Genomic DNA, 26,717 nt, shown 5'->3' on the forward strand with positions numbered 1-26,717 from the left:
CGCATGGTTTTAGATCGCAAGTTTTACCGCCGCAGCCCACACCTGCGCCCCCAATCGGGCGCACAGGAAACTGTGGGCTTTAACGATGTGCGTAAACGCTTCGACTTCCGCTCCATCGCTATCGGGCGCTGGGTCACCGAGGCGGAAAAAACCCGCGCGGCGGGATTGTTTTACGGCGCGCTGGAAGACCTGATGACTATTCTGCAGGGGCCGGAATTGCTCATCTCCCTGCGCGGCACCCTCGCCTTCCAGTATGGCACCGGCGGCCGCCCGGGTATCTGTGCCCACTATGAACCCGGAACCCGCACCTTTGCCCTGGCAAAAAACGCCGGCCCCGGCTCCATTGCCCACGAGTGGTTCCACGCACTGGACCACTACCTCGCCGGCAAAGCGTTTAGCGATGCACCGGGAAACATGTTCGCCTCGGAAGCCTGGCTGCGCGAAGCCACACCGGTGCCCCACCCCGTCAATGACCGGCTGTTTGCCTGTTTCCGCGCGGTTATGCTGGACGCAAGCGGGGAGCACCCCAGTGATATGTTCCGCGCTTCAAAAGCGGCGGATAAGGCAAACGGTTGCGTCTACTACGCGTCGCCGGCCGAGATGTGCGCGCGGGCCTTCGAAGCCTTTGTGCAGGACGCAACCATCTCCAATAATTTTCTGGTGGCCGGCACCAAGGCAACGGAAGAGGCAAGATTGGGGCTGTATCCACAGGACGTACAGCGCACGCGAATCAATCTTGCCTTTACGGATTACTTCACTGTGCTGGGCGCGAGCTTGCGGCGCGCTGGTCAGCAATAAACAGGTTCATCTGCGCTTCCAGCATCTCCATGGGCACCGCGCCGTTGGCAAGCAACGCATCGTGGAATGCGCGCAGATCAAATTGATCGCCCAATTCCCGTTCGGCTTTTTCGCGCAACTCGCGAATCTTTATCTCACCCATCTTGTAAGACAGTGCCTGCCCCGGCCAGGAAATGTAGCGGTCTACTTCCGCGCGTACATTGCCTTCGGATAAGGAGGTATTGTCGGCGAGGAAATCCAGAGCCTGCTGACGGCTCCAGCCCTGGGAGTGGATGCCGGTGTCGATCACCAGGCGTGCGGCGCGCCACATTTCATAACTCAGGCGCCCGAAACTCTGGTAAGCGGTGTCGTACACACCCATCTCTTCACCGAGGCGCTCGGTATAGAGCGCCCAGCCCTCGCCAAAGGCGCTCAGATACAGGTTCTTGCGGAATGCGGGGACGTCTTCCAGTTCCAGTGACAGCGCGCCCTGCAGGTGGTGGCCGGGTACCGCTTCGTGCAGGGTCAGCGCGACCAGCTCGTAGAGCGGGCGCTGGTCCAGTGCATAGGTATTCAGCCAGTAGGCGCCACCGCGGGTGCCGCCGATCGCTGCAGGATTGTAGGACGCGGTGGTGTAGTTGGGAGCGATTTCATCGGGCACCGGCACCACCCCATAGGGCAGGCGCGGCAGCTTGCCGAAGAATTCCGGCAGGCGGTAATCGATGTTCTTGGCGATGTATGCGGCTTCCTTGAGCAGCTCCTGCGGTGTTTCCGCATAGAACTGCGGATCGGTACGCAGGAACTCGGTGAACTCTTCAAAGCTGCCCTCGAACCCGCTGTCTTCGATCAGCTGATTCATTTCCCCACGGATACGCTTCACTTCCGCCAGCCCAATCTTGTGGATGGCATCCGGGTCCATGTCCAGGGTCACATAAGTACGAATGGCATGACGATAGTAGTCTTTGCCACCGGGCAACTGCTCGGCGCCGAGGCTGTCGCTGGCCGCGTTCAGGTAATCGCCTTCGAGAAAGGTCGCCACGCGATCAAACGCGGGCATGGCGTATTCGCGAATGGCCTGCTTGCCGTGCGCCTGCAGACGCTGTTTGTCTTTGTCTGAAAAGCTCTCGGGAAACTTTTTGAAGGGCTCGTAAAGACTACTATTGGTCGGGTCCTGGTAAACCTGGGCACGTACCGTCGGTGCAATGCCCTCGATCACGATTTTCGGCAACACGAAACCGTCTTTGATGCCCGCGCGCATATTCGCGATATTCTCATCAAAGAAGCGACCGGTATCCTCAAGGCGTTTGATGTAATCCTCGTAGTCCGATACCTGCGGCATATTCAAGCCGCGACTGGCGCCAAGGGCGGTATTCCAGAAGCTGTAGAAGGTATTGACCGGGGTGCGGTCCAGATAAAGTTCGTTTGACTCGATGGAATTATTCAGCACCCACAGCAGCAGATCGCGGTTGACCTGTTGATCCCGCGACAGCTTGGCGGAGTCAATCTTCCGCAGGCGCTCTACAAACGCTTTTTCTGCCTGCAAGCGACGAGCGCGATCGGCATCGGCAACGCCGGGCAGGCGGTCGTTATAGCGCTTGTCACCCATGCGGCTGGCCGCCGTCGGGTTCTCTTCAAGATAGTACTGCCAGTGGTCGTCGATAACTTGCTGCAGCTGCTGCGCCGCGCTGTCAGCTAGAGCGCTGGCGCTGAAGATAAAAAGTGCAAACGCAACCAATAACCGTGGCAGGCTGCGCGAAGGGGAAAACATGACCGACATGTGGTTCTCCGGTTCTGTACCTAGTCGGTCATAAACATACCATGTCCACCGGACGCTTTGTTGTCCTATTCACATTGTCCTATTCACATTGGCCTAGTCACATTGGCCTAGTCACGCCGCCGCATACAAGTTGACCCATTCAAGAAGACCGGTTCCTTATTAAGCAATACTCTTGATCAACCCGCCTTCCGCTTTGATGCTCGACCCGTTGATGGCGATACTCAGTGGCGAAGCAACAAAGGCCACCACCGCGGCAATTTCTTCCGGATTGATAAAGCGCTGCAACAGTGACGTCGGCTCGGTCTCCTGAAAGAAGTCGCGCACAAAATCCTCTTCTGATTTGCCCTGCACTTCCGCACTCTCCTTGAGCCAGGTTTCAACTCCCGAGGTAAGCGTCGGGCCCGGCAGCACCGAATTAACGGTGATATTACGGCCGCAACCGCGGGTCAAATTTGCCATCCCGCGCCCCATGACAATTTGCGCCCCTTTGGTAACCGAGTAGTGCACCATGCTCTCCAGGCCGCGCATACCCGCCTCGCTGGAAATGTTAATCACACGACCGAAATCCTGCTCCAGCATCTTCGGGAAGTAGTAGCGCGACAGTCGCACGGTACTCATCACATTGACATCGAGAAAGTTGCGCCACTCTTCATCGGATATTTCCGCAAAGGGTTTCGGGTTAAAAATACCCATATTGTTCACAAGAACTTCAAGTGCACCATGCTTGTCGATCTCGCCACAAATTCTTTCCGCATCACCGGCGTCCGCCAGGTCACCATCGATGCCGATCGCTTCCCCATATTGTGCGAGTTCCGCCGCCGCATCCGCACTGCCAGAGCGACCATTAACGATTACCCGGGCACCCTCCTGTAGCAGGCTGACGGCTATAGCGCGCCCGATGCCTTTGGTCGAACCACTGATAAATGCCAGGCGGCCGTTTAATTGCAGGTCCATGGTTTACCTCCCGATAAATTCCCCCATAGTAGTTTCGGTCTGTTTTGGATCAAAAAGGTGCCGTTCAATGCCCGCGGGACTACACTATGCGCGCCTGCGCAATTGCTTGGGCAGATTCAAGTTGGGCAAATTCGGGCTTGTCGCCCTCGGCGCCATGCACAACCCACAACACAAGACAAATCGTTATGCAGAAGCTTCCCCTTCGAATCGACATCGTTTCCGATGTGGTTTGCCCCTGGTGTGTCATCGGGTACTACCGACTGCAGCAGGCCCTGGATAATTTTGACGAGGCCATTGATCCCACGATTAACTGGTTACCGTTCGAGCTGAATCCGGATATGCCCAGCGAGGGGCAAAACCTGCGCGAACATATCGCCGAGAAATACGGTACCAGTCCCGAGGAAAGTATTACCGCACGCGAGCGCCTAACCAAGCTGGGTGCGGATGTGGGCTTCCACTTTGATTACTTCGATGAAATGCGCATGGTAAACACCTTCCAAGCGCATCAGTTATTGCACTGGGCGGCAAGTGAGGGCAAGCAGCATGCTCTTAGCCTGCAGCTTTTTGCTGACTTTTTCAGCCATCGAAGAGATGTCAGTGCGTTCGATGTATTAATCGCCGCGGCGGAAAGCGCCGGTTTAAATAACTTCGCAGCGCGGGAGGTGCTGGCACAGCAGACCTATGCCAATGAAGTACGCCAGCTGGAGCAGGGAATCGTCAGCAAGGGGGTGCGCGGTGTGCCGCTATTTGTGTTTAATGGGCAATACGCGTTAAGTGGCGCCCAGGAAGTAACAACCTTCGAGGCGCAACTGCAGCGCATAATTGATGACAAACATACGGTTTGACACCCGTCTCAGTTCAATTTCTATCTAAGTTGAGAGTAAACATGATGCGCTTATCCATGGTAACCATGGGATGCCTTGTGGGCCTGGTCGGTCTGCTGCAGGGCTGCCAACAAAAGCATGACGCCACGGTGCCCGCCGATGTATTCCTGAAAAATATCTCCGCCTATTGTGGCAAGGCGTTTGCCGGCAAGATCGTCGCCAATGAACCAGAAACCGATACGCCAGATCCATTTGAGGGCAAACAGCTGATTATGCATGTGCGGGGCTGTGACCAACCCGATACGCAAATCAAGATTCCCTTCCATGTTGGTGATGACCATTCCCGCACCTGGATACTCACTCGTACCGACAACGGCCTGCGCCTGAAGCACGACCATCGCCATAAAGACGGTAGCGAAGATGCTGTGACCATGTATGGCGGCGATAGCCAAACGGTCGGAACCAACAACCGACAGGAGTTTCCGGTGGATGCTGAATCCATAGCCGTGTTCAACAAAGAGGGCTTATCTGCTTCTGTGGAGAACACCTGGGCGATGGAGGTTCACCCGGGATCGATGTTTGCCTATGAACTCACTCGCCCAACCGGTCGAAAATTCCGCGTTGAGTTTGACCTCACCCAGCCTGTGGAAATACCACCGGCGCCCTGGGGGTCAGATTAGATCGCACGCGATCCGCTCGTCTCACACAGATACCCGGACAGCGCGATCTCCGCCCTGAAATACATAAACGTGCCAGTATTCAATTTCATAAAATAAATTGAATAGGCCAAAGATGATTAAGTATTTCGGGTATGGTGTCGCGCTTGCCTGCGCCCTGGGGAGTAGCGTAACGCACGCTAGTGCTAGCAATCTTGAGAATAATGCATTGGGCAATGGCGTGCTGTTGTCTGGCGGTGCAGTGGGTGACCCCTGGAAATTCTATGTGGGCAACCCAACAAATTGGCACACTCCAGTGCGCGACGGCTCCGCTAACACGCGCTCGCCGAAGAATGTACAAGTCGATTTCATAGAAGATGCTATCGGCTACAACGTAGTAGAGGCAAAGTGGCGATCGGGGAGTACCGGTCAGATACTTTGGCAAAGCAAGCGCAAACTCGACCTCGAACCGCTGGCCACTGAAGGCGGTGCTCTTAGCCTGGTATTGCGTGTGGATGAAGTACCCACTGACAAGGTGACTCTGCGAATGGATTGCGGTTACCCGTGTACGGGCTCCTTTAAACTCGGACAGATTCTCTCTGCAGTACCACAAAAGCAATGGTTCCACCTCGCGATCCCTCTTTCCTGCTTCGCGGATGCTGGCACCAAATTATCCAAGGTAGACTCACCCCTCGTTGTTATCACTAATGGCAGTTTGGGACTTTCTCTTGCGGACGTGCGCTTGGTAACAAATGCGCCTGAGAGTTCAACGATCAATTGCTCAACTTAAAGGTTTTGCTGCGCTGGACTTGCAGAATAGCGATAAAAAAATAGCCCCACCAAAGTTTGGTGGGGCTTAGGCGAAATAACCGTGAAGCACGGCGCATTGCCTGAGAGGAAACAACACAATCTGTTGTACTGAAGCTCTTACTTCTCGCGTATTAAAAAGATACCCACTCCACAATCTTTTAATTTTCTTTTTTGCCGTTGTGTTGGCCATTCGGCTTAACAGACGCGGCCCGAAGGCCGCGCTTCATCCTGTGAGATGAACTTTTAGAAGCAGCGATTCACGCTGGATGTCTCATCGTAATTCAGGCTACCGCTGACATCACTCACGCAGAACTCTACTGCCAGATTGCCGCCCGCACTTACGCTGCTCTGCAGTACCGCAACGCCATTGGCATCGGTAACGCCGGACACACCGTTTTCGATAATGCCGCTGGTGAAGTTACCGGTTACAGTGGCACCGGAAACCGGGTTGGCGTTGTTGTCCAGCACGGTAACCGTTGCCGTGCCGTACTTCTGGCCGCGACCCGCACCCACGGTACCGGTTACCACCGAAGATACATACATGTCGGTGCCAGCCGGAGGCGGCGGAGCGCTACCTTCCTGGATATCAAAGCTGATCAGGTTAAAGCCACCGGCACTGGCCATTTTCATTACCTGAATGCCGGAGACGAGCTCAACTTCTTTGGTGATATTGACCCAGTTATTCCAGGCACCAGTATTCGGCGTGCTAATCGGGCCGGAGACATCCACACCATCAAATTCCATATGGAAGCTGCCGTTGTCTGCAGCGGACGCCACACGGAAGGTAAAGGTGTAGGTACCGGCACTCTGCACGTCGACGGTGTAGGTCAGCCATTCACCGGGATCAATCCAACCTACGTTGGGTACACCCTCATTACTCGCCTCAATATCGACACCTACGTCAAAGCGATAGGCACCGCCCCAGTTCTCGTCGTCGATGTCATGATAGGCAACACCCTCACCGCCGTGGTCGAAATCTGCTGCGAGCAATGGGCTAGCAGTTGGAATCGCGGTCGGTGAACCATTGAAAGGACCGGGGGCCGGCGGCGGCGGCGGAGTCGGTGCATCAGGCGCGCCACCGGCTTCGGTCACATACGCCAGAGTGGCGGGGCCGTTGATGGAAGCATTATCACCGTTAGCAGAAAGCTTGCCCGCGTTTTGGCCGCGTTCAACACTTCCCCACAAGTGACCACCGCCACCCCATGGGCGCAGGGCGAAGTCGCCTGCCGGTAGCTCCACCCATTCCCATTTCTCTGCATTGCCAATACTGGTAGCCGTCACGGTCATCGGTAGGCCGTCACCCGCCGCAGAGACATAGTTGCCGTTGTCTGCGCGCAGGCCGACATAACCGTTGCCAGCATCTACCACGGTGAAATTCTCTCCATTGGCTTTGCTATAGGTGGCCTTGTTTGCGCTGAGCTTGTCTCCATCCAAACTCACGAACATTCCCTGTCCACGACTATAGATACCAATCTCCGCACCCAGTGGAATGTTGGGCGCGCCGCTGGCCGGCCAAGTGGTTTCCGCCAGTTCGGGCTTCCACACAGTACCAGCATTATCCAGCTTGTTTTTCAGGTTCTCCAAGTCCAAATCATTCGCGCCCAGCCACTGGAACTGCTGCCAGCCGATGTGATACGTCTCAAACGCAGCGTTGTAGCCGTTTTCTGTATCGCCCGGCCAGAACTCGGTACAGATCAGCGCAGGGTAGTCCGTGCTGGCCAGGAACGGTGCGATGGTCTTTTCGATATCCGGCAGGTTCCAATAGCCATGGAAAGCGAAACCGGCGTTATCCCAGGATACGCCCTGTGCTTTCAACTGGTCGGCGCCTGCAATGGCCGCGCTACCGCCGAAGAAGGACATAAATGAACCCAACAAGATCATGGTGTCCGGCGCAATGCCACGGATATGGTTATACATGATCAGCTGGTTGTCCCAGTCCTGCTGGGTCCAGTTCGATAATGTTGAGGGCGCCGGCTCATTGTGCGCCTCGAAAATCACATGGGTTTCGTTCTTGTAGCGCTCGCCATACAGGGACCAGAAATCCAAGGTCTTTTGCATACTGTGGATCGCACCGTTTTCACCGTTATTACCCACGGTAATAATCAGATACAAATCCGCGGCACGAGTACGTGCGACCAGTTCATCGGCGAGCGCCAGATTAATGCCAACGGGATCAGGGTTTTGGCCCGCATCACCCTCAAGATATACGTGCACGGTGTTATAACCATACTCCGTATTCAACGCATCCAAAGACTCCTGCGACGGCATTACCGCGGGTAAAGTCCCATATGGATCACCACCATCGAAAGACAAGCTGACACCACGTAACGTAGTGTTTTTATCGGAAAGGATGACATTGTAGCCAAGTGACTGATCAATGTGCGGACGGTCCCGCACGGCCAGTGCATCGTTCGCGGCCAAAGTCATACAAAGAGCGATCCCTGCCGTACATATGCGCCGCCATCCTGGCTGCACTCTTCTCATCAAGATATTCATCGGAGATATCCTATATTTATTGTTATGCCGGCTCGGATACTGCAGACAAACCTTATATTTCTTTCCGTGCCGAGCTTTGGGCACCCGGTATATTGCATTGCTACCGGTAAGAGGTACTGCTACATCAAGTTCTAACGGCTAAAGAGAACGTGAAATTGGTCAAGCGCTTTTTCGGGCAAAGTTCGCCCCTCAGCATTAATAATTTGCTGAAAAATTTTCTATTTTATTGATGCGGCGCGACTGCGCCGCCCAGTGAGTTTGCTAGCTGTTAAATTAGCTACTGCAAGTCATATGATGTTTCGCCGGCGAGCCGATGGATATGCGACTGAAACTAAGCTGCATGGTGCCGTCGGTCGATAGCTGGAAGGGCATATCGACTTTACTAAAGTCCATTTCTCCACTTCCGAAACAGCTCAAGTCAACACTCAACTTTTGCCATTCGGATATCGAGAGATTTTTTACCAGGTCCGACACTTCCACTTTTGCACCACAATTGTCGCCACAGCGCATCTGGGCGAATATTGATGCGCTCGGCTTTTTGTCGAGGCGCACTTCTGCGACCAATGCACCATCCGCAACCAAGTACTCAGAAAGATCGAGTCGATTCCACGCCTTCAGGTACACCGAGCCGGTGCCGTTCCCGAGCCATTCGATGGAGCGCGCATCTTCCTGCATGTTGCGATCGATAGCCGCAATACTCATATGCGCATTATTGTGACGATTACCGGTCATTTCGAGCTCGGCACCCTGATCATCACCAATAAATAAATGCCAGGGTTCCATTGGTCGCGCGGCAAACAAATCCAGTTCTGCCAATTCCGACACATCAATTTGTGGACGCTCCTCATTCAAGCGAGCAAGGGAAACTTCGTCGTCAGCGCTCATACCAAATCCGTACTCGAATAGCGCTGTTGTTTTGTCATCGTGGCGATTTACCACTTTTTGCGCGAGACTCTCCGGCCAGCTAAATGAAAGCTTTCCGGTAAAGTCATGATTAATCGATCCATCACTGTTGCGGAAAAGGACGTCGGCGACCGCGGCGCCCTCGCTCCCCGGTAGCCAGGCGACAACAAAGGCATCAGAAGCGTTAATTTCCGCATTCACCCAAAGAGGACGGCCAGTCAGAAAAACGGAAACCACCGGGATACCCTGAGATCGGAGTTTATTTAGTAACTTCAGATCTTTGCGATTACCGGCCTGGTATTCGAGGGTCTTCAGGTCACCCTGCATTTCTGCGTAAGGATTCTCACCAAACACCACAATGGCAACATCCGCGTCAAAACCCTCTTCGATATCGCCCGACACACTCAGTTTGGCGACGCCGCCAGCTGCCTCAACAGAAGACTGAATGCCGTCATAGATTGACGTACCACCCGGAAAATCCGAATTTGAGTTTCCGGTCCCCTGCCAGGAAATCGTCCATCCCCCCGATTGCTTACCGATGTTATCGGCCCCATCTCCGGCAACCAGTACACGCATATCGCGCTGCAGCGGTAGCAACCGATTTTCATTTTTGAGAAGTACCAGAGACTCGCGTACCGCCTGGCGCGCAACCTCCCTGTGTGGCTCGGAACCGATAATGTCGAGTTCACCGGCGAGTGGACGTTGTGACGGGGGTGCGTCAAACAGACCCGCACGTAATTTCACTCGTAGAATACGGGTTACTGCATCGTCCAGACGCTGCTGCGGAATTTCACCCGTCTTCACCTGGTCAATGGTGTTGTGATACAGGGTCTTCCAGTCTGCATTGGACGCCATAAACATATCGAGGCCGGCGTTTATCGACTGTGCGCAACTTACTTCACTACAGCCGGGCACAAATGCATGCCCAAGCCAGTCACCCACTACAAACCCGTCAAAGCCCATCTGCTCCTTGAGAACCTCCGTGAGCATGTAGTGACTGCCGTGCAGCTTTTCACCATTCCAGCTGTTGAACGACGCCATGACGGTTTGCACACCGGCTTGCAGAGATGAGAAATAGCCCTGGCCGTGAATCTCCATCAATTCACGCTCTGTCAGCTTGGTATCACCGCGATCGATACCGTTTTCGGTACCTCCGTCACCAATAAAATGTTTTGCCGTCGCGACTAATTGCCCCGATCCAAAACGCCCGCGCTCGTCGCCCTGGATACCACGCACAATTTCACCAGCGTATTGGTAGATAAGCTCCGGATCTTCCGAGTAGCCTTCATAGGTACGGCCCCAGTGATCATCTCGCGGTGCGGCGACAGTGGGTGCGAACAACCAGTCAATTCCGGTCACCGCGACTTCACGAGCGGTTACCTCACCTATCTTGCGCATCAGCTTGGGATTGCGGGTCGCACCGAGACCGATATTGTGTGGAAACAATGTGGCTCCGATCACATTATTGTGACCGTGCACGGCGTCTGTGCCCCAGATAATCGGAATTGCGCGCCCGCCCTTCGATGTATCCATGGAGGCGAAGTAGTATTTATCCGCAAGCGCAATCCAGTCTTCGGGCGTTGCGTATTTGTTATTCCCAGGGAAACTGCCTCCACCGTTCAGCACCGACCCCAAGTGAAAATCGCGCACATCGTCCGGTGTGGTGAACTTGATCTCCGTCTGGATGATCTGACCGACCTTTTGCTCTAGCGTCATAGTCGCCAGCAGTTCCGCAGCACGCTGCTCCAGTTCGCTGTTTGGTTGCACTTCGCTGGCGATTTTCGGCCAACCTGACGCACTGTTAGCGGACCCGGAGTTGGGGTTTTCCGCCTGCGCTATCGGCGCGCTGGGCCATTTGATTTGCTGCGCACTGTATTCGCTTTGTGGGTCCACACGCTCGCAACCCGCCATAATCAACAACAATGAACCCGCCGCGGCGGCAAATAGTGGGAAATGTTTTCTCATCATTCACTCGTCAATCGCTTAGTGGCAATCGACCCTATTAGAGTTATTCACGGATTCGACGGTAACAAACCGCCCCACCCTAGCTCCATGCGGATGCGACAAGCCGGAACATCGTTACGACAACCTACACAGCGGGTTGCCAAGTAGCGTCCACATACCCGCTCTGATCGATGGCGGGGGTTATTCCAGCGTTGTCTCGCTTTGCCATTGACAGCGTCCGCCACTCAACACTACCCTCAAGAAAAAATAATGATTGCCATGTATATAGCGAATCCTTCTCTCCACTATCCGCCAGCGTTGTCGTTGCTGCGGAGCCACAATCGACTATTCTGGGGTCTTCAGGGCGCTGGTTGGTCAGGCTATTTTTTGTTGGTTTACGTGGCCGTGGTGATCCCAAGGCTGACGCCCGACAATCTATTGATTGCGCACACACATATTTTTCTGGAGACAATGACCGGATTGCTGACGTCTCTGGCACTCAGACAGGTGCTTCGACTGGCAATACGGCTGCCCCTATCGATGGCGGCCATCGGAGCCGTCATCCTTTCCGCGCTGTTCGCCGCAGTGTGGAACTTCTTCAAGCTCTGTACTTTCGACTTTCTTTATAACTTTCCGTGGCTCAACTGGAGCTGGCACGATTTCGGCGCCTGGTATCTATTTTCCCTAACAACTATGGCCGCCTGGACAGGCCTGTATTTCGTATTCAAGTTCTATGGCGCTTTACAGGCGGAGCACCACAAGGCGCTGCAGGCGGAGAGCTCAGCACGTGAAGCGCAGCTGAAAATGTTGCGTTATCAGCTAAATCCGCACTTTATGTTCAACACAATGAACGCCATTTCCACGCTTATTCTCAAGCGGGAAAATGACACTGCCGGTGAGATGGTTGATCAACTCTGCCAGTTTTTGCGCAGCTCGCTGGACAATGATCCATCCACCCAGGTCACTCTCAAAAATGAGCTTGAAGCGTTAGATCTATATCTCAACATTGAAAAAGTTCGCTTTGAAAAACGACTTCTTATTAAAAGATCGATAGATCCTGTGACGCAGTTTGCACTGGTGCCCAACCTCCTGTTACAGCCACTCGCTGAAAATGCCATCAAGTATGCCATCGCCCCGCGCAAGCATGGCGGTGAGTTGATCATCAAAACGACCAAACAGGGTGGTGAACTGGTCATCGAAGTTGGTGACGACGGGCCTGGATTAGAAGACTCTAAGGGCGGCAATGAGCGCCCGTCCGGCATCGGGCTAAGTAATACCCGCAATCGCCTGACAACACTTTATGGAAGCAACCACAAATTTTCCCTGAAAAGCCATGCAAACGGGCTGACTGTGGAAATTCGTATTCCGTTTCAATCCGGGAGCACGGCGAATGGCACAAAGTAAGTTAAATACGCTTCTCGTAGACGATGAACCACTGGCACTGGAGGGGCTGCGATTACGCCTGTCGCAAATCGATCAAGTGGAGATAATCGGTGAATGCAGCAGTGGCGAAGAGGCTATTGAGCTTAACAATATGCTTAAGCCAGACCTTATCTTTCTCGATATGGAAATGCCGGGCATTAACGGTTTGGAAGTCGTTGAAGAACTGCGCACATGTTCTGACCCGATTATTATTTTCGTCACGGCTTACGATAAATATGCAGTTGATGCATTTGAACTAAATGCAGATGACTATCTGGTAAAGCCGGCAAGCCTTGGGCGCCTGAAACAAGCTATAGATCGCGCGCAACAGCGCCATGTACCGTTAGCAAATGATGGCTGTCAGGAAAAACTCATGGCGGCTTTGCACGATGTATCCGGGATCTCGATGCCCGAACTCGAAGAATGGCTTGATAGTGATGTACCGCTTCCCAGCGGGTACCCGGATAAACTGGAAATTAAAAATTCAGACAATGAAACTGTAATGGTGCCGACAGGCTCAATCGACTGGATTGATGCCGCAGGTGACTACATGTGTATCCATGCTGCCGGCGAGACACACATACTGCGTATTACCCTCAAGAAACTTCAGCAACTGCTGAACCCGAAACTGTTCTTTCGCATTCACAAATCCACCATAGTTAATGCTGAACGCGTGTCCAAGATTATTCCACTGCGTAATACAGAATGTATTCTGGTGCTGGATGGCGATATTCAACTTAAGGCAAGCCGCAATTTTAAGGATCAGGTCCACGCACTGCGCAGCCGTCAGGCGACACACGCCTAATCCCAGTTAGGACCCTGCAGGTTATCGCAGGTAGATCTCACCTTGTCGTGCAGTCCCGCAGTGTCTGCGCGACGTCTAGGGCTTCTCTCCCGATACCGATTTCCGATTGAGACCAGCGCGCAAGGTCAACAAACTAAACACTGGCGGTTAAGTGGGGCAGACATGGCACCAGTATTGGTGCACTAGCGACCGCCGGCAAATCGGCCAGGAGTTATGGCCATTAAAATCATAACGATACGAGAGAGAACACCGACGATGATGCGCTACAAAAAACTTGCAGCAGCAATCGCTCTGTCAAACCTCGCCTTTGGTTCTGTGGCACTGGCCCAGTCCAACGAGACCGCTGACACACAAAACGAAAATGATGATTCGGCGCTGGAACAGGTCATCGTGACCGCCACCAAGCGCGAAACCAACCTGATGGACACCCCCATCGCAATCTCCGCATTTTCGGAGGAGACCCTGGACACCCTTGGTGTAAAAAACATCAAGGACTTGAACAACCTGGTGCCGAACATGAGCATCATGGTGGACAATGAGTCCTCGGCACCGATTATCACAATGCGGGGTATTCGTTCGACCAATACCACAGAGTGGGGTGACCCGGCAGTGGGTGTCCACTTTGATGGTGTGTACACGCCACGTCCGCAAGGTGCAATGGCGCTGATGTTCGACATTGAAAGGGCCGAAGTGCTCCGAGGCCCCCAGGGTACGCTGTTTGGGCGCAACTCCACTGTGGGCTCGATGAATATCATTTCAGCCAAGCCAAATACTGAAGAATTTGAAGCATCCACCCAATTTGAAATGGGTCGTTTCAATCAACGTGCACTCAAGGGCATGATCAACATCCCTGTATCTGAGACTTTTGCATTACGAGCCGCGTACATGACGGAGAAAAAAGACTCCAATCTTACCGGTTACTATGATCCCAACCAGTGGGATCAGCGCTACCTCCCGATCGACGAACTAGAACCCACAGATTCGGCGGTTAACCCAGCCGCAAACAGCTGGGATGCTTGGTTCTTCAATACCCAATACTACAAGGAAGTTAAGGCTGATCCGGAGGATTTTTACAACAACGCAGACCAGTGGGCTGCTCGGGTTGCGGCCAAATGGACTCCGACTGAAAAAGCGGATTGGCTCGTAACAGTTGAGCGTTTCCGTGACAAGGGTGCCGGCGGTATTGGGCAGCGCGACTGTGAACGTATTGAAGATCGGCCTTCCGACGTTAACGGCGGCTCCTGTACGAATATCTGGGGCAGCGAAGACAACTTCGTTGCCTATGTGAATGTGCCGGGCAAAGTTGACATGACCATGGACAGTATCCGGTCTCACTTTACTTACGATATTAATGACGAGCTGCAGTTCGTTTATAACGCGGGATACCAAAACCAGGAGCGAACTGGCCAGTTCGATATCGATCAAGGTTACTACCACTGGGATCAGATGATTAAGTGGGTCGATACGGACTACTCTTCTTGGTCCCACGAACTGCAATTGAAGTCCACTGGTGACGGCCCCCTGCAGTGGATTGCCGGGTATTTCAATTTTAAAGAAGATAACTATATGAATGGGCACTACCAAGGTGCCATGGGTGGGGCGAGCCTTTGGATCCAGCCCGAGCGTATCATTAAATCTGAAGCACTTTTTGGACAAGCCACATATTCGGTTACCGACAAGACTCACTTGACTCTGGGGCTGCGCCATACTGAGGATAGCAAAGAGGATGTTGGCGGACGTAACTGGGGCTGTTGGGGCGAGTGCTCAGGCCCTATCGATGCCTGGGGACACATCGGCCAGTACGGCTGGGATGTTGTATGGGGACAGTTAGACGATTGGATGGACAACCATGCTCGGGTACCGCGTGATACGCTGAACGCTCTACCTGCTGATTACTATGATTATCCGCGCGAAGGATTCGTCGTAGAAACCCAGAATGATGTATACGAGGACTGGTCAAAAACCACCTGGCGCGTGGGTATCGACTATGACTATAGCGATGAGACCCTGATTTACGGTTATGTAGCCAATGGATACAAGGGTGGCGGTATTGGCGATGTGATTTATAAAGAATCCACCATTACCCCAGATAACCCAACCGGAGACCGTTTCGATACCAGCTATGATGGTGAGACCGTAGTTACCTATGAGCTCGGTATCAAAACAACTGCTCTCGATGGCAATATGAATCTTCGTGCGAACTACTTCTATAGCGACTACGAGGATCAACAGTTCACTCAGTGGGAGCTCTATGACACCGTATTCAGTGAGGGTATCGATGAAGACGGCAATCCTATTACTATCGCTCAAGACAAAGGTACTTTCCTGACTCGCAATGCATCCAACTCTCGGATTCAGGGCCTGGAACTTGAAATGGAATGGGCGCCTTGGGCCGGCGGCCATATAGGCGGCTATCTAACCTTCCTAGATACTGAAATCACTAGTGACTATATCGGTCAATGGGGCCAGGAGGTACGCCAGGTATTTGGCATCGGACCTAATGACTCACTGAACTACGATGATACGGCTTATCCTCAGATTTTCCGTAATCTTAAAGGCAATGAGCTCGCATATTCGCCTAATGCAGCACTCACATTGAATATCAGTCATGACTTTGAATTTGCGGACGGCTCTTCATTGACGCCATTCCTAAATATTCATTGGGAAGACGAGTCTTATACCTCTATCGATAACAACGAGCGCTGGACCTTCGAAGAAGGTGTAATAGCTGACAATATCGATCTAGATATTTATACCGACAAGCGAGATGCCTGGGCAATGGCAACGGCCAGCCTTAAGTACACTTCCGCCAGTCAAAACTGGTTTGCGGAAGCATGGGTATACAACCTCACCGACGAGGATGTGAACTGGTGGCAAGGTTATGCTGGTACTACTCCCGTAGCCGGAAAAGCCCAACGCAACTACGGCCTACGCTTCGGTTATAGCTGGTAAGTTCTTTTTCATCACTGTCTCCCTTCGACATGGCCCGCAGCAATGCGGGCCTTTTTTATGCATGAAGCGATGTTTCATCGATTTACAGATGTCAGATCCACAATCGCAAGCCAACTCCCCCATATATCAATAACCAGACAGCTATACACGCGTTTAATGCCAGCCACACTGTCGTATACCAACGAGCAAATCCTCTCTGTTTGGCAAACCCTATATACAGTTCACGCAGCCCCCAAATAGCCATGGCAAAAAATACAATCGATCCGACGAATACAAAAATGCCCGGTAGAGAAATACTGGCTGCACGAGTGTATGGCTCCGGCGAACTGAAAGCCGCATTCGCACAAAGAACGGTAACCAACCCCATCATAACGGTTGCCACAGGCCAAACTTTGAATCGGCTATTATCCCCAGTTCGCGCGCTGAAAATCCGCCATACCCAACCACCAACAGCAAACAACGTTCCCAGTAAAGTCACAAGTACCCACGATATCACCAATGCTGGTGAAGCCAGTGCATGCAAGGTGCTAATGGGTTCTAACGTGATTGGTCCATAGTGAATAACACTACCCACTAATGGATCCTCACCCTGCACCAGCACAACGCGCCCTGTTTCAGGCTGTACGCCTTTACCGCCCACATTCATTCGAACAGATTTTTCTGACCCTCCTAGTAGTGGTGTGATCGTTAAGTCATTCTCATTTTGTTGAATCTTCCAAGGCGTTATTGTCGGTATTACCCTCGCCCGGTCTGCTATGGGGCTGATATTGCGATAGTAACCTGATGTGACTTTGGTATTCTTTATGGAATTAGCCAGCCGACTGTCAGTTTGTTTTGCACGTTGGCTTCCATATTCAGCCACAATAAACGCCTGCAGTAACTTGTGGATACGTGCAGCAGCCGGGCCATCCTGGTTGACCAAGACAACATGGCCTATCTCTCCCTCAGGTTCGTAAGCGATTAACACCCCAGCGCCGGGGAGACTCCCCTCATGCCCAGACCAGACAAAACCCTTGTGATGAAAGGAGGTTAAACCCAGCCCCCAACCAACTTCCAACCCCAATCCACCAGCCTGACTCGCCTGTACAGCTTCCATGGTCCTTACAGATGTAGACGAAATAATTCCTTCAATCGATAAGTCAGGTTGCTGAAGAAGACGGATAAACGCGACTAAATCACTCAGGCTACTATTCAGGCCACCTGCGGCGCGATTGCCCAGATGCCAATACGGCATGGACACGCCCTTGCGATATTGAGTAACCGCGTTCTGACGATAATGATCGTCAAAAAAGTAACCGCTGTTCACCATGCCCAAAGGGGTAAAGAAGTGCTCACTTACATACTCTTCAAACGGTTTTCCCGTTAGTTTCTCGACGATATACGCTGCAACTAACGGTCCAGTGTTGTTGTAGGCACTCCGAGTTCCCGGCACCCAACGGCTGGTGCGCGAATGGGGATGCAATGCGAGCTGGTCAATGATGCCAATAGGACTCGTGGAGCTGGCCACCAATTCCGGGAAATGCGGTGCATCCCAGCCACTGCTGTGATTAAGCAAGTGGGCCAGTAACAATGGGTTACTGTCCTCCCATGGATTGTTAAATTCCACTTCCGGTACCAGGTTTGCCACCCTGTCTTCAAGCGACACTCGGCCCTCTTCAACCAGCTTCATCACCGATAGGCTCACCAAGATCTTGGCTACTGACCCGGTACGGAATACCGAATCTACCGTAATTGGCTGGCGGGATTCGAGGTGTGCAAAACCTCTGGTGTATACCCATGGCTCCTTGCCCGGCTCTAACAAGGCAACTGCCGCACCTGGTGTACGCGTTTGATCCAGCACCTGCTGAATATCGCGAGCCAGCTTGGCATAGCGACCAGCTCCATCGCTATCGGCGACACATTGGACTTGTACTCCCCAAATGAGAAAAGCGGCCAATAGGCAAGCACGTATTTTTTTATACATAAGGTCCCCTCGTTCATACCCTGCGGTGTATCGTGAGGCCATCATGGCGACGGCTGTGATTAAATATGAGGAACTTGCCGGGTGCCGTATTGGCCGGCAAACGAAGAGTTGTGAACTTGTGTGTACAAGGTGTCTTCAGCGATGTTCACACAAGTTCACAGGGAAGAATTGATCGATTGGGTACATATGATGCGTGGACAGCAGCCAACATCCAGCGCTTTCCGAATTGGTGACTACCTCTACACGCCCACTCACGCCACCATCACTTACGATGGAGATGCACGGCGGCTTGAGCCACAGGTCAACAGTCTACTGAAATTACTGGTCGATCACGCCGGTCATACCGTAAGCCGCAAAACCATCAACACCCATATCTGGGCTGACCGAGTGGTAGGCGATGATGCCCTTCGGGCAATGATTCGCAAGCTGCGGGACTGCCTGGGGGATGACGCACGCAACCCCAACTATATCCGCACGGTTCCGCTGAAAGGATATGCATTGATCGCCAAGGTGGAAAAAAGACCCATAAAGCCACCAACCTCAAGGGCTAGAGCACTATGGTGTGTCGCTGGGCTCGCGACGATTGCGCTAATCGGCACTCTGTTGCTCTTTATACAGCCTGAAACGACAAAAAAGGTGGAAGTTTCTCGCCTCACGCTGATGCCAGGCTCTGAGGTGAACCCGGACTACAATCCAGCCACCAATAGACTGGTATTTGCCCACCGAGCCAACAAAGACGACTTTTTGCAGTTATATGTGAAAGACCTGCAAACGCAGCAGGTGCAGCGACTAACATGGGAAAAGGCCAATTATGCAAACGCTCATTGGTCACCAAATGGCAATCAGCTGGCTTTTACCCGGAGTACCGCTGGCAATGAGCTCGACCATTTTGTCGCAGACTATGATGTTGACCATGGTCTGATAAACCTACAATCCATTTCGTTGCCGGAGGGCAGAAAACAGTATCTTTCCGGGTGGAGTTACAATGGAAATGCCTTGTATTTCAAATCTAGCCCGGCATCGTCAACCCCTGGAATCACGCGGCTGGCACTCGAGGACTATACGCTTGAGCATGTAACCGAGCCGGGCAATAACGGCACTTTCGATTTTTTCGCACGTGAGTCGAAAGATGGTCATAAGCTAGTGGTATTGCGCAGTCTCAACCGAGACAAACAGGAACTGCTAATTCTGGATGTCGCAACAGGCGCTCTGCTACACACTCGAAATCTTAGCCAACTCTACCTGCGAGCGGCATGGTCCGAGGATGGACGGGCCGTGGTGCTATCAGGGTTTACGGGAGAACTCGCGAAGTACTTGTTGGATACAGATCGGTTTGTCACTTACTCAAGTGTTAACGGCAATACCAACCACGTCTTCCACCACTGTGGGGAAAATTGCTTTTTCATGCGGACGCATAACGGCAACTATCTCGACCTGCAGCAACAGCCATTACCATTCCACGACACTGCATTGATGGCAACGAGCCAGTTCAGCCTCCCTAACGCTGAAGATTACCCGGTAATCCATCCGTACGGGGCTGGACTCTACTTCCTATCGCGCACTGAACGAGAGCAATCGCTGCAGTTTCAATCGAGCCAAGGTGAGAGTCGCGCGATACTCGAGCTCCCGCCCACTGCGACACTTCAATCACTTCAGGTTAGCCCTGATGGCAGTCAACTGACAGGCTTGTTGGACGGCAGGATATTTTTACTTTCGGTTGACGATGGCCAAGTAAACTATTTTGGTAACGGTGTAGACACGCTCGGCCATCCGACGTGGAGCAGGGACGGCAGCAGTATTTATTTCAGCAAACTTTCATCCGGAACACCCACCCTGTACAAAGCGGCTCCGGGCGGCAAGCCGGAGCCGCTGCACAAAAATTACATTGCCATGCGAGAGGTGGATAAAGACAGTGCAATATTCATCGATGCAGACCGCCTCGCCTGGCTGCACCGATCTGGCGATAGACCTATACAGCTCGTGCAACTACCCGATGTCAGCCCCAATCGATGGCGTACTCATAACGATTGGTTGTACTACACGGATCGCACCGGGACCGATTCAGAAATCCATCGAGTTCATCTCGAATCTGGCCTGCGGGAACAGCGCACACTTGCGCGAAATCGCTTTCGGCTGAATTTTGACCTGGATTCGAATGCCCGGAAAATTGTAGTTGTGAAGTCTCTGTTAGCCGAAAGCGACTTGGTGCGAGTCATCGCTATGCCAGATACAACAAAGGCCAACATGCAGAATCAATAACTGCATATTGGCCTTGGGGAGCCCGAGCCAGGATATTTATCCCGTTCAAGCCTGCTGCTCTACCACCTGCTCAATACGACCAAAAACCGACTGGCCTTTGTCATCCAACATTTCGATGGCGATGCTGTCACCGAACTGCATAAACGGCGTGGTGGGCTTGCCGTCCTGAATGGTTTCGATCATGCGAATTTCCGCAATACAGCTGTAACCAACACCACCCTCTTTCACCGGCTTGCCCGGGCCACCGTCGAGCTTGTTGGATACGGTACCGGAGCCAATGATGGTGCCGGCACCCAGTGGACGGGTTTTCGCGGCGTGGGCGATCAACTGACCGAAGTGGAAAGTCATATCCACACCGGCATTGGGTTCACCGAACTTGTCGCCATTCAGGTGGGATACCAGCGGCAGGTGCAGCTTGCCCTGCTGCCAGGCATCGCCGAGCTGCTCCGGGGTTACACACACCGGGGAGAAGGCACTGGATGGCTTGGACTGGTAGAAGCCAAAGCCCTTACCGAGCTCGTTCGGGATCAGGCCACGCAGGGACACGTCATTTACCAGCATCACCAGCTTGATGTGTTTCAGTGCATCTTCGGGGGAAATACCCATGGGCACGTCGTCGGTGATGACGGCAATTTCCGCTTCGAAGTCGATGCCGAAGCCTTCACTCTGCGGCATTACTACCGGCGCACGAGGTGCGAGGAAGGTGTCGGAACCGCCCTGGTACATCAGTGGGTCGGTCCAGAAGCTTTCCGGCATTTCTGCATTGCGCGCCTTGCGCACCAGCTCAACGTGGTTCACATAGGCACTGCCATCGGCCCAGTGGTAGGCGCGTGGCAGGGGTGAATGGCACATGGCCTGGTCGAAGGTCTCGCCCGTGATCTCACCGCTATTCAGTTTGCTTTGCAGCGCTTCCAACTGGGTAGAAACACTTGCCCACTCATCCAGGGCGCTTTGCAATGTGGGTGCGATTTCGCTGGCATCCGCCATGCGGGTTAAGTCATCGCTCACTACGACGAGCTTGCCGTCGCGGCCACTTTTCAGGCTGGCTAACTTCACTGTGCCGTCCTCTTAATAGTTGATTGATTTAGGGGTCGAGAGCCTTGAACTCTTCTTCACCATGCATCCAGGCCGCATGTCGCGGTGCCTTTTTGGTCCGCGACCACTCTTCCAGCATATCCTCGGCGACGCGCTTCAACTCCTTGTGCATACCGGGCTTGGCGGTATTGGCAGCGAGCTCGATGCGGTGGCCGTTTGGATCAAAGAAATAGATGGATTTAAAAATCGTGTGGTCGGTGGGGCCGAGCACATCGATACCGGCATCTTCGAGCTTCTGCTTCATCGACAGTAGTTCGTCCATGCTCTCCACTTCCATCGCAATGTGCTGTACCCATTGCGGGGTATTTTCATCGCGGCCCATATCCGGGGAATTCGGCAGTTCGAAAAACGCCAGTACATTGCCCTGCCCTGCATCGAGGAACACGTGCATGTAAGGGTCAGGCGCCCCGGTGGAAGGCACCTTGTCTTCGGCGATCGCGAGCTGGAATTCCATACCGAGGAGATCGCGGTAAAACTCCACGGTCTCCTTGGCATCTTTACAGCGATAGGCCACATGGTGGATTCGTTGAATCGCCATAGCTATATATCCAAGTTATCCAGAGTGGAACCGGGGCGCTTAGGCCGCCGGCTTGTCTTCGTTACCGATCACACCACGCTCGAGCTGGTCGCGCTCGATGGATTCGAACAGCGCCTTGAAGTTACCTTCACCGAAACCTTCGTCTTCCTTGCGCTGGATAAACTCAAAGAACACCGGGCCGAGCATGTTGGCGGAGAAAATCTGCAGCAACAGGCGTGGCTGGCCGCCCTCGGTGGTGCCGTCCAGCAGAATGCCGCGAGACTTGAATTCTTCGGTGGGCTCACCATGGCCCGGCAGGCGCTCTTCCAGCATGTCGTAGTAGGTGTTCGGCGGCGCAGTCATGAACTCCATGCCGCGCGCCTTCAGGCGATCCCAGCAGGCGATCAGGTCGTCACAGGCAAAGGCGATGTGCTGGATGCCTTCGCCGTTGTACTTCATCAGGAACTCTTCGATCTGGCCACCGCCACCGGCGGCTTCTTCGTTCAGGGGGATACGGATCTTGCCGTCCGGTGCGGTCATCGCCTTGGACAGCAGACCGGTGTATTCGCCCTTAATGTCGAAGTAGCGGATTTCACGGAAGTTGAACAGGTCTTCGTAGTACTTGGCCCAGTAGTCCATACGGCCGCGGTACACGTTATGGGTGAGGTGGTCGAGGGTGTGGAAACCACAACCTTCGGGATGCTTGTCGACACCTTCCAGCCATTGGAAGTCGATGTCGTAGATGGTCTCGCCTTCTTTATAACGGTCGATCAGGTACAGGGTGGCACCACCAATGCCCTTGATCGCCGGCAGGCGCAGCTCCATAGGGCCGGTTGCAACATCGACCGGCTGGGCGCCCTTCTTGATCGCTTCGTTGTAGGCAAAGGTGGCGTCTTTAACGCGGAATGCGAGGCCACAGGCGGAGGGGCCGTGCTCACGCGCATAGTAGTCGGCGTGGCTACCGGGCTCGTAGTTGGTGATGAAGTTGATATCACCCTGGCGCCACAGCTCCACTTCTTTAGTGCGGTGGCGGGCTACCTTGGTGAAGCCCATGGCCTCGAACACGGTTTCCAGAATGCCCTTCTCAGGTGCTGTGAACTCGACGAATTCAAAGCCGTCCAGGCCCATGGGGTTCTCAAACAAATCGGCCATGTGATCCTCCGTTATACAGGATTCGTTATTAGGACCAGGGATGCGGCTTGTGGCCGCTGGGTCCACTTGGTTTCAGGTGCAACGAATTTAGTTACGCGTGTAACTAATGTCAATAGGTAGATGGGACAGCCCATCTATTGATAGATCCAGAATGGCGATTTGGGGGGGGAAATAAGTGACTAGTGGAGGGATTTCAGTCTAAATGTGCAATTGGCCACACAATGGCTGCAGATAGATCACTTATGTGCCGGGCATACAGCTGTCATTTTCCGTAAACTTTTGGCGAAAAATAGCTGAATACTTGGCTAGACGGAGTCTAATAGAGGCACTGCCAAACTTACTCAGGGTAGGAAAGTCCGCTCGCGAACAATTTTTTCGGGATTGTCTCTGACCAGCTGCCAGGCGAGTGATTCACCAACAATCTCTTCAGCAGCTTTGCGGCCTTCCGCCAGGTTTGGTGGGCGCCGAATTATATGGTGCGCGTCAGTGGCCAATACGGTGACCAAACCTTGCTTGAGAATTTGCTTCGCACGCACCTGCACTGGCATCCCAAACTGTCCCACCAGAGCACCTGCAGTAACCTGAAATAAACAACCCACATCTACGAGAGGCTTAATTCGGCCAAGATCCCGCAAAATCTCTTTGTTCCGCTCCGGGTGCGCGATCATAGCGCGTATATTTTGACGAGCCAGCCAGCCGACCAAATTCGTAATACCCGCAGGAATATGACTATGCGGCATTTCTAACAAGATGATGGGATCACCTTCCCAGTGACCGAGCGCAGGTAGCTGACCAGAAGAGGCAAGGTTGATCAGGTCCTCCGATACTCGTATCTCTGCGGCAAGGGCAAATTTCACGCCAAGATCTTCATCAGCAGGGAGCTGGTCGAGAAACTTACGAAAGGCATTACCAATTGAGTTCACCGTGTTGGGGTAACGCCCCGGGTGAATATGCGGCGTTGCCACCATATGAGTGATGCCATTTGCTGCAGCAGCACGAACCAGACGCATGCTGTGTTCGAACGTGCGAGGGCCGTCATCTATGCCCGGCAGAAAATGGTGATGGAGATCTATCATGCGAGAATACTACCGCATTTAACGCGCATAGATCGTAAAATCGAGAGTCAGGTAAAGGCTCACCTATACCAGGACCAGAACCCAGGACGAATCACCAAGGAGCGCTTCCGGATAGCGCTCCTGCCCGCCAAAATTCTGACTCTACCTAATGTGCGTAGTCCGGATAATGCCCGTAATATTGGTCTGAATAGGCTCCGCGACGCGTCATAACAACGCTATTGAGCACCACCCCTTCTGGCTTCACTCCTAAGTTAAGTAGACGTGAGATACCGGCACGGATAACACCGATTCTCGTTTCTTCGGCCCGCACGACATAAAGCACAGAACAGACTAGTCTCGAGATGACCAATACATCACTCACAGCTTGTACCGGTGGAGTGTCAATAATAATACGGTCATATTTTCCGCGGAGTTCCTTAATCAGCTTTTGGAACTGAGAGGAGCCAAGCAGTCGCTGGGGATCTTCCGGTCGAATTCCCGCGGGAATGATATCGATACCGCTTCTTTCATCTTTCACCACGCATTCATCGACGGTAAAGCGACCGGACAAAATATCCGCGAGACCCGGACGACTCGGCGCAACAGAAAACCTTCGACCAACGGAGGGCCGCCGCATATCAGCATCGATTAGCAGCACCTTTTCCAACTGACCGAGAGAGAAGGAGAGATTGGTCGATATCGTCGTTTTGCCTTCTGATGGTGCAGATGAGGTAACGCAAATTACATCAGCCTTATCATCCATTCGCGATAACACAACACCTGTACGTAAAGAGCGAATAGCCTCGGAGAATTGTGGCTGGCTGGGGTCAAAGTATGTGTACAAATCGAGCTGCTCATCCTTCTTTAGGGAAAGCTCCGGTACCATACCCAAAAGTGGCAGACCAATTTTCCGGCCCACATCCTGCGGATCGCGAATACCACTTTTCAATAAGTCCAATAAAATTACGATGCCCGCACCAAGGCCTGCACTGGCAAAAAACGCAAACAGAATAAGAAGCTGCTTTTTCGATGCGAGTGGTCGACGCGGAATTACCGCGGGGTCCGCCACGCGAGCGGCTGCAGACTCGTAGTCAGAGACCTCACGGGTCTCTTTAAACCGTGTTAGGAAGGTGTTGTAGAGCTGCCGGTTAACCTCTACTTCGCGCTTCAGTTCGTCGTAACGAATTTCTTTTTGCGCAACATTTTGCAAGCTCGATTTGGCACCTGAGAGTTCGGCCTCCAATGCGTATACCTTTTGCGCGGCCTGCTCATAATCCACTTCGATACTTGCTACCAGCTTGCGAATTTCACTTCTTAACTGTGCACGCGCACTCGCCAGCTCATCTTGTGCTGCAAGCATCGTCGGGTGTTTCGGGCCGTAACGCCGCGCCAGCTCTGTGACCCCTAGCTGGGCATTTGTCACTGACTGACTGGCTGCCTGAATCAGGGGGTGATTCAGTACCTCAGGCTGGCTCAAAAACGATTCTTCCGGCACATCCTTGGGCCGCACTTGGTTATACAACAGCCTGACGCCTTTCAGTTCGCGCTTGGCGTCCAGCAATTGCTGCATCGTCTCGTTCAACTCTTGCGAGGCCAGCCCTCTTACCCCTTGCAGATCGACGAGATCTTCTTGCTGCTGGAATTGATTCAGCGCATGCTCGGATAGCTCTAATTTGTCACGAAGACTCTCAAGGCGCTCACTCAACCAACTGGTCGCTTTTTCGGTAACATCACTGCGAACCGTCTGTTGTTCTGCAATATAGGCTCGTGCCATGGCATTAGGAATTGCGGCCGCAAGCGATGGTGAGTAGCTCTCATAGGAAAGCTTGATTAACTTGGTATTGCGAACCGGCGAAACTTCAATATTTTTCGCAATAATGTTGATGATTCGTTCACGCTGGATGCGTGCTTTTTCCACTGGATCAACGTTCTCGACAGAGGTTTCAATCCCGAGCAGAGACTTAATGTTAGATTTTAGAGAGGGCTTTGATACTTGACTAAAAATTTCGTGATTGGCCAGGTCTAAGTCATCCACCACTCGCGCCGCGATCCCACGGGAGCGCAACATCTCCACTTGCGTCATAAGAAATTCTCGACGCTGGACGCCAGCCTCGTAAACATCTCGAATAGACACAAGATTGGCCTCATTGCCACCAAGCAACAGCGTAGCCGTTGCCTGATAGCGATCACGAATATTCTGAACCGAAAGGTAAGCGACAATGGTCATCAGGATAGCAAAGGCTATGATGAACCATTTTCGCTCATATACAGCAAAAAACAGAGCGACCAGGTCAATATTACCAACCTGAGAGGACTCTCCTTCTTCCGAATTGTTCGTATACTTCTCCATAAAGAT

The 26,717-nt window shown here is 53.0% G+C and carries 18 protein-coding genes; 8 read left to right on the forward strand and 10 right to left on the reverse strand.

Translation table 11 applies throughout. The features are described from left to right. Window positions 1-3 precede the first annotated feature (3 nt). Complete coding sequence (locus tag ACP15R_RS19605) at window positions 4-798, forward strand: CLCA_X family protein (protein ID WP_224868435.1); 795 nt, start codon at window positions 4-6, stop codon at window positions 796-798. On the opposite strand, the gene ACP15R_RS19610 is transcribed toward ACP15R_RS19605, so the two are convergent. Both ACP15R_RS19610 and ACP15R_RS19615 read right to left on the reverse strand, forming a co-directional pair. Next, window positions 755-2,554 (reverse strand): DUF885 domain-containing protein, encoded by a 1,800-nt coding sequence (locus ACP15R_RS19610; RefSeq protein WP_424987897.1) that lies wholly within the window; start codon window positions 2,552-2,554, stop codon window positions 755-757. The two genes, ACP15R_RS19605 and ACP15R_RS19610, sit on opposite strands and share 44 nt — an antisense overlap. A 159-nt stretch (window positions 2,555-2,713) precedes the next feature. After that, a complete protein-coding gene (locus tag ACP15R_RS19615; RefSeq protein ID WP_224868431.1) occupies window positions 2,714-3,508 on the reverse strand; it encodes an SDR family NAD(P)-dependent oxidoreductase in 795 nt (264 codons plus the stop codon). A gap of 185 nt (window positions 3,509-3,693) precedes the next feature. Between ACP15R_RS19615 and ACP15R_RS19620 the strand changes: the two genes are divergently transcribed. From ACP15R_RS19620 to ACP15R_RS19630, 3 genes are all read left to right on the forward strand, one after another. Beyond that, on the forward strand, window positions 3,694-4,353 hold the full coding sequence (locus ACP15R_RS19620) for a DsbA family oxidoreductase (RefSeq protein WP_424987898.1): 660 nt from the start codon (window positions 3,694-3,696) through the stop codon (window positions 4,351-4,353). 41 nt (window positions 4,354-4,394) lie between these two features. Then, window positions 4,395-5,012 carry a hypothetical protein gene (locus ACP15R_RS19625; protein ID WP_424987899.1) on the forward strand — a complete coding sequence of 206 codons (618 nt, stop codon included), beginning with the start codon at window positions 4,395-4,397 and terminating at the stop codon, window positions 5,010-5,012. A gap of 112 nt (window positions 5,013-5,124) precedes the next feature. Further along, window positions 5,125-5,778 (forward strand): putative glycoside hydrolase, encoded by a 654-nt coding sequence (locus ACP15R_RS19630; protein WP_224868425.1) that lies wholly within the window; start codon window positions 5,125-5,127, stop codon window positions 5,776-5,778. A gap of 263 nt (window positions 5,779-6,041) precedes the next feature. Here ACP15R_RS19630 and ACP15R_RS19635 read toward each other — a convergent pair whose 3' ends face one another. Then, entirely contained in the window at window positions 6,042-8,294 is a 2,253-nt protein-coding gene (locus ACP15R_RS19635; protein WP_424987900.1) for a carbohydrate-binding protein, read from the reverse strand. A 273-nt stretch (window positions 8,295-8,567) separates the two neighbouring features. Beyond that, complete coding sequence (locus ACP15R_RS19640) at window positions 8,568-11,162, reverse strand: glycoside hydrolase family 3 protein (protein ID WP_224868421.1); 2,595 nt, start codon at window positions 11,160-11,162, stop codon at window positions 8,568-8,570. Between the two features lie 249 nt (window positions 11,163-11,411). Here ACP15R_RS19640 and ACP15R_RS19645 point away from each other — a divergent pair, with 249 nt between their 5' ends. The 3 genes from ACP15R_RS19645 to ACP15R_RS19655 all read left to right on the forward strand — a co-directional run bounded on the left by ACP15R_RS19645 (window position 11,412) and on the right by ACP15R_RS19655 (window position 16,320). Next, window positions 11,412-12,545 carry a sensor histidine kinase gene (locus ACP15R_RS19645; protein WP_224868419.1) on the forward strand — a complete coding sequence of 378 codons (1,134 nt, stop codon included), beginning with the start codon at window positions 11,412-11,414 and terminating at the stop codon, window positions 12,543-12,545. Next, window positions 12,532-13,368, forward strand: coding sequence for a LytR/AlgR family response regulator transcription factor (locus ACP15R_RS19650; protein ID WP_224868417.1), 837 nt, complete (start codon window positions 12,532-12,534; stop codon window positions 13,366-13,368). Before ACP15R_RS19645 ends, ACP15R_RS19650 begins: the two co-directional genes overlap by 14 nt. 255 nt (window positions 13,369-13,623) lie before the next feature. Further along, window positions 13,624-16,320 (forward strand): TonB-dependent receptor, encoded by a 2,697-nt coding sequence (locus ACP15R_RS19655; RefSeq protein ID WP_424987901.1) that lies wholly within the window; start codon window positions 13,624-13,626, stop codon window positions 16,318-16,320. A 91-nt stretch (window positions 16,321-16,411) separates the two neighbouring features. On the opposite strand, the gene ACP15R_RS19660 is transcribed toward ACP15R_RS19655, so the two are convergent. Continuing rightward, window positions 16,412-18,283: a beta-lactamase family protein gene (locus ACP15R_RS19660; protein WP_224868414.1), complete on the reverse strand. Its 1,872-nt coding sequence runs from the start codon at window positions 18,281-18,283 to the stop codon at window positions 16,412-16,414. Between the two features lie 141 nt (window positions 18,284-18,424). Between ACP15R_RS19660 and ACP15R_RS19665 the strand changes: the two genes are divergently transcribed. After that, entirely contained in the window at window positions 18,425-20,542 is a 2,118-nt protein-coding gene (locus tag ACP15R_RS19665) for a winged helix-turn-helix domain-containing protein (protein ID WP_224868412.1), read from the forward strand. A 45-nt stretch (window positions 20,543-20,587) separates the two neighbouring features. On the opposite strand, the gene ACP15R_RS19670 is transcribed toward ACP15R_RS19665, so the two are convergent. The 5 genes from ACP15R_RS19670 to ACP15R_RS19690 form a co-directional block, all read right to left on the reverse strand. After that, window positions 20,588-21,598, reverse strand: a complete 1,011-nt coding sequence (locus ACP15R_RS19670; protein ID WP_224868409.1) for a fumarylacetoacetate hydrolase family protein — start codon at window positions 21,596-21,598, stop codon at window positions 20,588-20,590. 28 nt (window positions 21,599-21,626) lie between these two features. Next, window positions 21,627-22,175 carry a VOC family protein gene (locus ACP15R_RS19675; protein WP_222230671.1) on the reverse strand — a complete coding sequence of 183 codons (549 nt, stop codon included), beginning with the start codon at window positions 22,173-22,175 and terminating at the stop codon, window positions 21,627-21,629. Window positions 22,176-22,214: 39 nt separating this feature from the next. Beyond that, window positions 22,215-23,306, reverse strand: a complete 1,092-nt coding sequence (gene hppD / locus ACP15R_RS19680) for a 4-hydroxyphenylpyruvate dioxygenase (RefSeq protein WP_222247865.1) — start codon at window positions 23,304-23,306, stop codon at window positions 22,215-22,217. A gap of 341 nt (window positions 23,307-23,647) precedes the next feature. Further along, entirely contained in the window at window positions 23,648-24,382 is a 735-nt protein-coding gene (locus ACP15R_RS19685) for a tyrosine-protein phosphatase (protein WP_224868407.1), read from the reverse strand. Window positions 24,383-24,527: 145 nt separating this feature from the next. Beyond that, window positions 24,528-26,711 (reverse strand): GumC family protein, encoded by a 2,184-nt coding sequence (locus tag ACP15R_RS19690; protein ID WP_224868405.1) that lies wholly within the window; start codon window positions 26,709-26,711, stop codon window positions 24,528-24,530. Window positions 26,712-26,717: the final 6 nt, after the last annotated feature.

Source organism: Microbulbifer sp. S227A (assembly GCF_049800935.1).

What these genes read in the sequence shown, in the direction of transcription:
- ACP15R_RS19610 (WP_424987897.1), bottom strand. Translation starts at nt 2,554, where the DNA reads ATGTCGGTCATGTTTTCCCCTTCGCGCAGCCTGCCACGGTTATTGGTT.
- ACP15R_RS19655 (WP_424987901.1), top strand. Translation starts at nt 13,624, where the DNA reads ATGATGCGCTACAAAAAACTTGCAGCAGCAATCGCTCTGTCAAACCTC.
- ACP15R_RS19635 (WP_424987900.1), bottom strand. Translation starts at nt 8,294, where the DNA reads ATGAATATCTTGATGAGAAGAGTGCAGCCAGGATGGCGGCGCATATGT.
- ACP15R_RS19630 (WP_224868425.1), top strand. Translation starts at nt 5,125, where the DNA reads ATGATTAAGTATTTCGGGTATGGTGTCGCGCTTGCCTGCGCCCTGGGG.
- ACP15R_RS19685 (WP_224868407.1), bottom strand. Translation starts at nt 24,382, where the DNA reads ATGATAGATCTCCATCACCATTTTCTGCCGGGCATAGATGACGGCCCT.
- ACP15R_RS19615 (WP_224868431.1), bottom strand. Translation starts at nt 3,508, where the DNA reads ATGGACCTGCAATTAAACGGCCGCCTGGCATTTATCAGTGGTTCGACC.
- ACP15R_RS19650 (WP_224868417.1), top strand. Translation starts at nt 12,532, where the DNA reads ATGGCACAAAGTAAGTTAAATACGCTTCTCGTAGACGATGAACCACTG.
- ACP15R_RS19675 (WP_222230671.1), bottom strand. Translation starts at nt 22,175, where the DNA reads ATGGCGATTCAACGAATCCACCATGTGGCCTATCGCTGTAAAGATGCC.
- ACP15R_RS19625 (WP_424987899.1), top strand. Translation starts at nt 4,395, where the DNA reads ATGATGCGCTTATCCATGGTAACCATGGGATGCCTTGTGGGCCTGGTC.
- ACP15R_RS19645 (WP_224868419.1), top strand. Translation starts at nt 11,412, where the DNA reads ATGATTGCCATGTATATAGCGAATCCTTCTCTCCACTATCCGCCAGCG.
- ACP15R_RS19690 (WP_224868405.1), bottom strand. Translation starts at nt 26,711, where the DNA reads ATGGAGAAGTATACGAACAATTCGGAAGAAGGAGAGTCCTCTCAGGTT.
- ACP15R_RS19620 (WP_424987898.1), top strand. Translation starts at nt 3,694, where the DNA reads ATGCAGAAGCTTCCCCTTCGAATCGACATCGTTTCCGATGTGGTTTGC.
- ACP15R_RS19605 (WP_224868435.1), top strand. Translation starts at nt 4, where the DNA reads ATGGTTTTAGATCGCAAGTTTTACCGCCGCAGCCCACACCTGCGCCCC.
- ACP15R_RS19640 (WP_224868421.1), bottom strand. Translation starts at nt 11,162, where the DNA reads ATGAGAAAACATTTCCCACTATTTGCCGCCGCGGCGGGTTCATTGTTG.
- ACP15R_RS19660 (WP_224868414.1), bottom strand. Translation starts at nt 18,283, where the DNA reads ATGTATAAAAAAATACGTGCTTGCCTATTGGCCGCTTTTCTCATTTGG.
- ACP15R_RS19665 (WP_224868412.1), top strand. Translation starts at nt 18,425, where the DNA reads ATGTTCACACAAGTTCACAGGGAAGAATTGATCGATTGGGTACATATG.
- hppD (WP_222247865.1), bottom strand. Translation starts at nt 23,306, where the DNA reads ATGGCCGATTTGTTTGAGAACCCCATGGGCCTGGACGGCTTTGAATTC.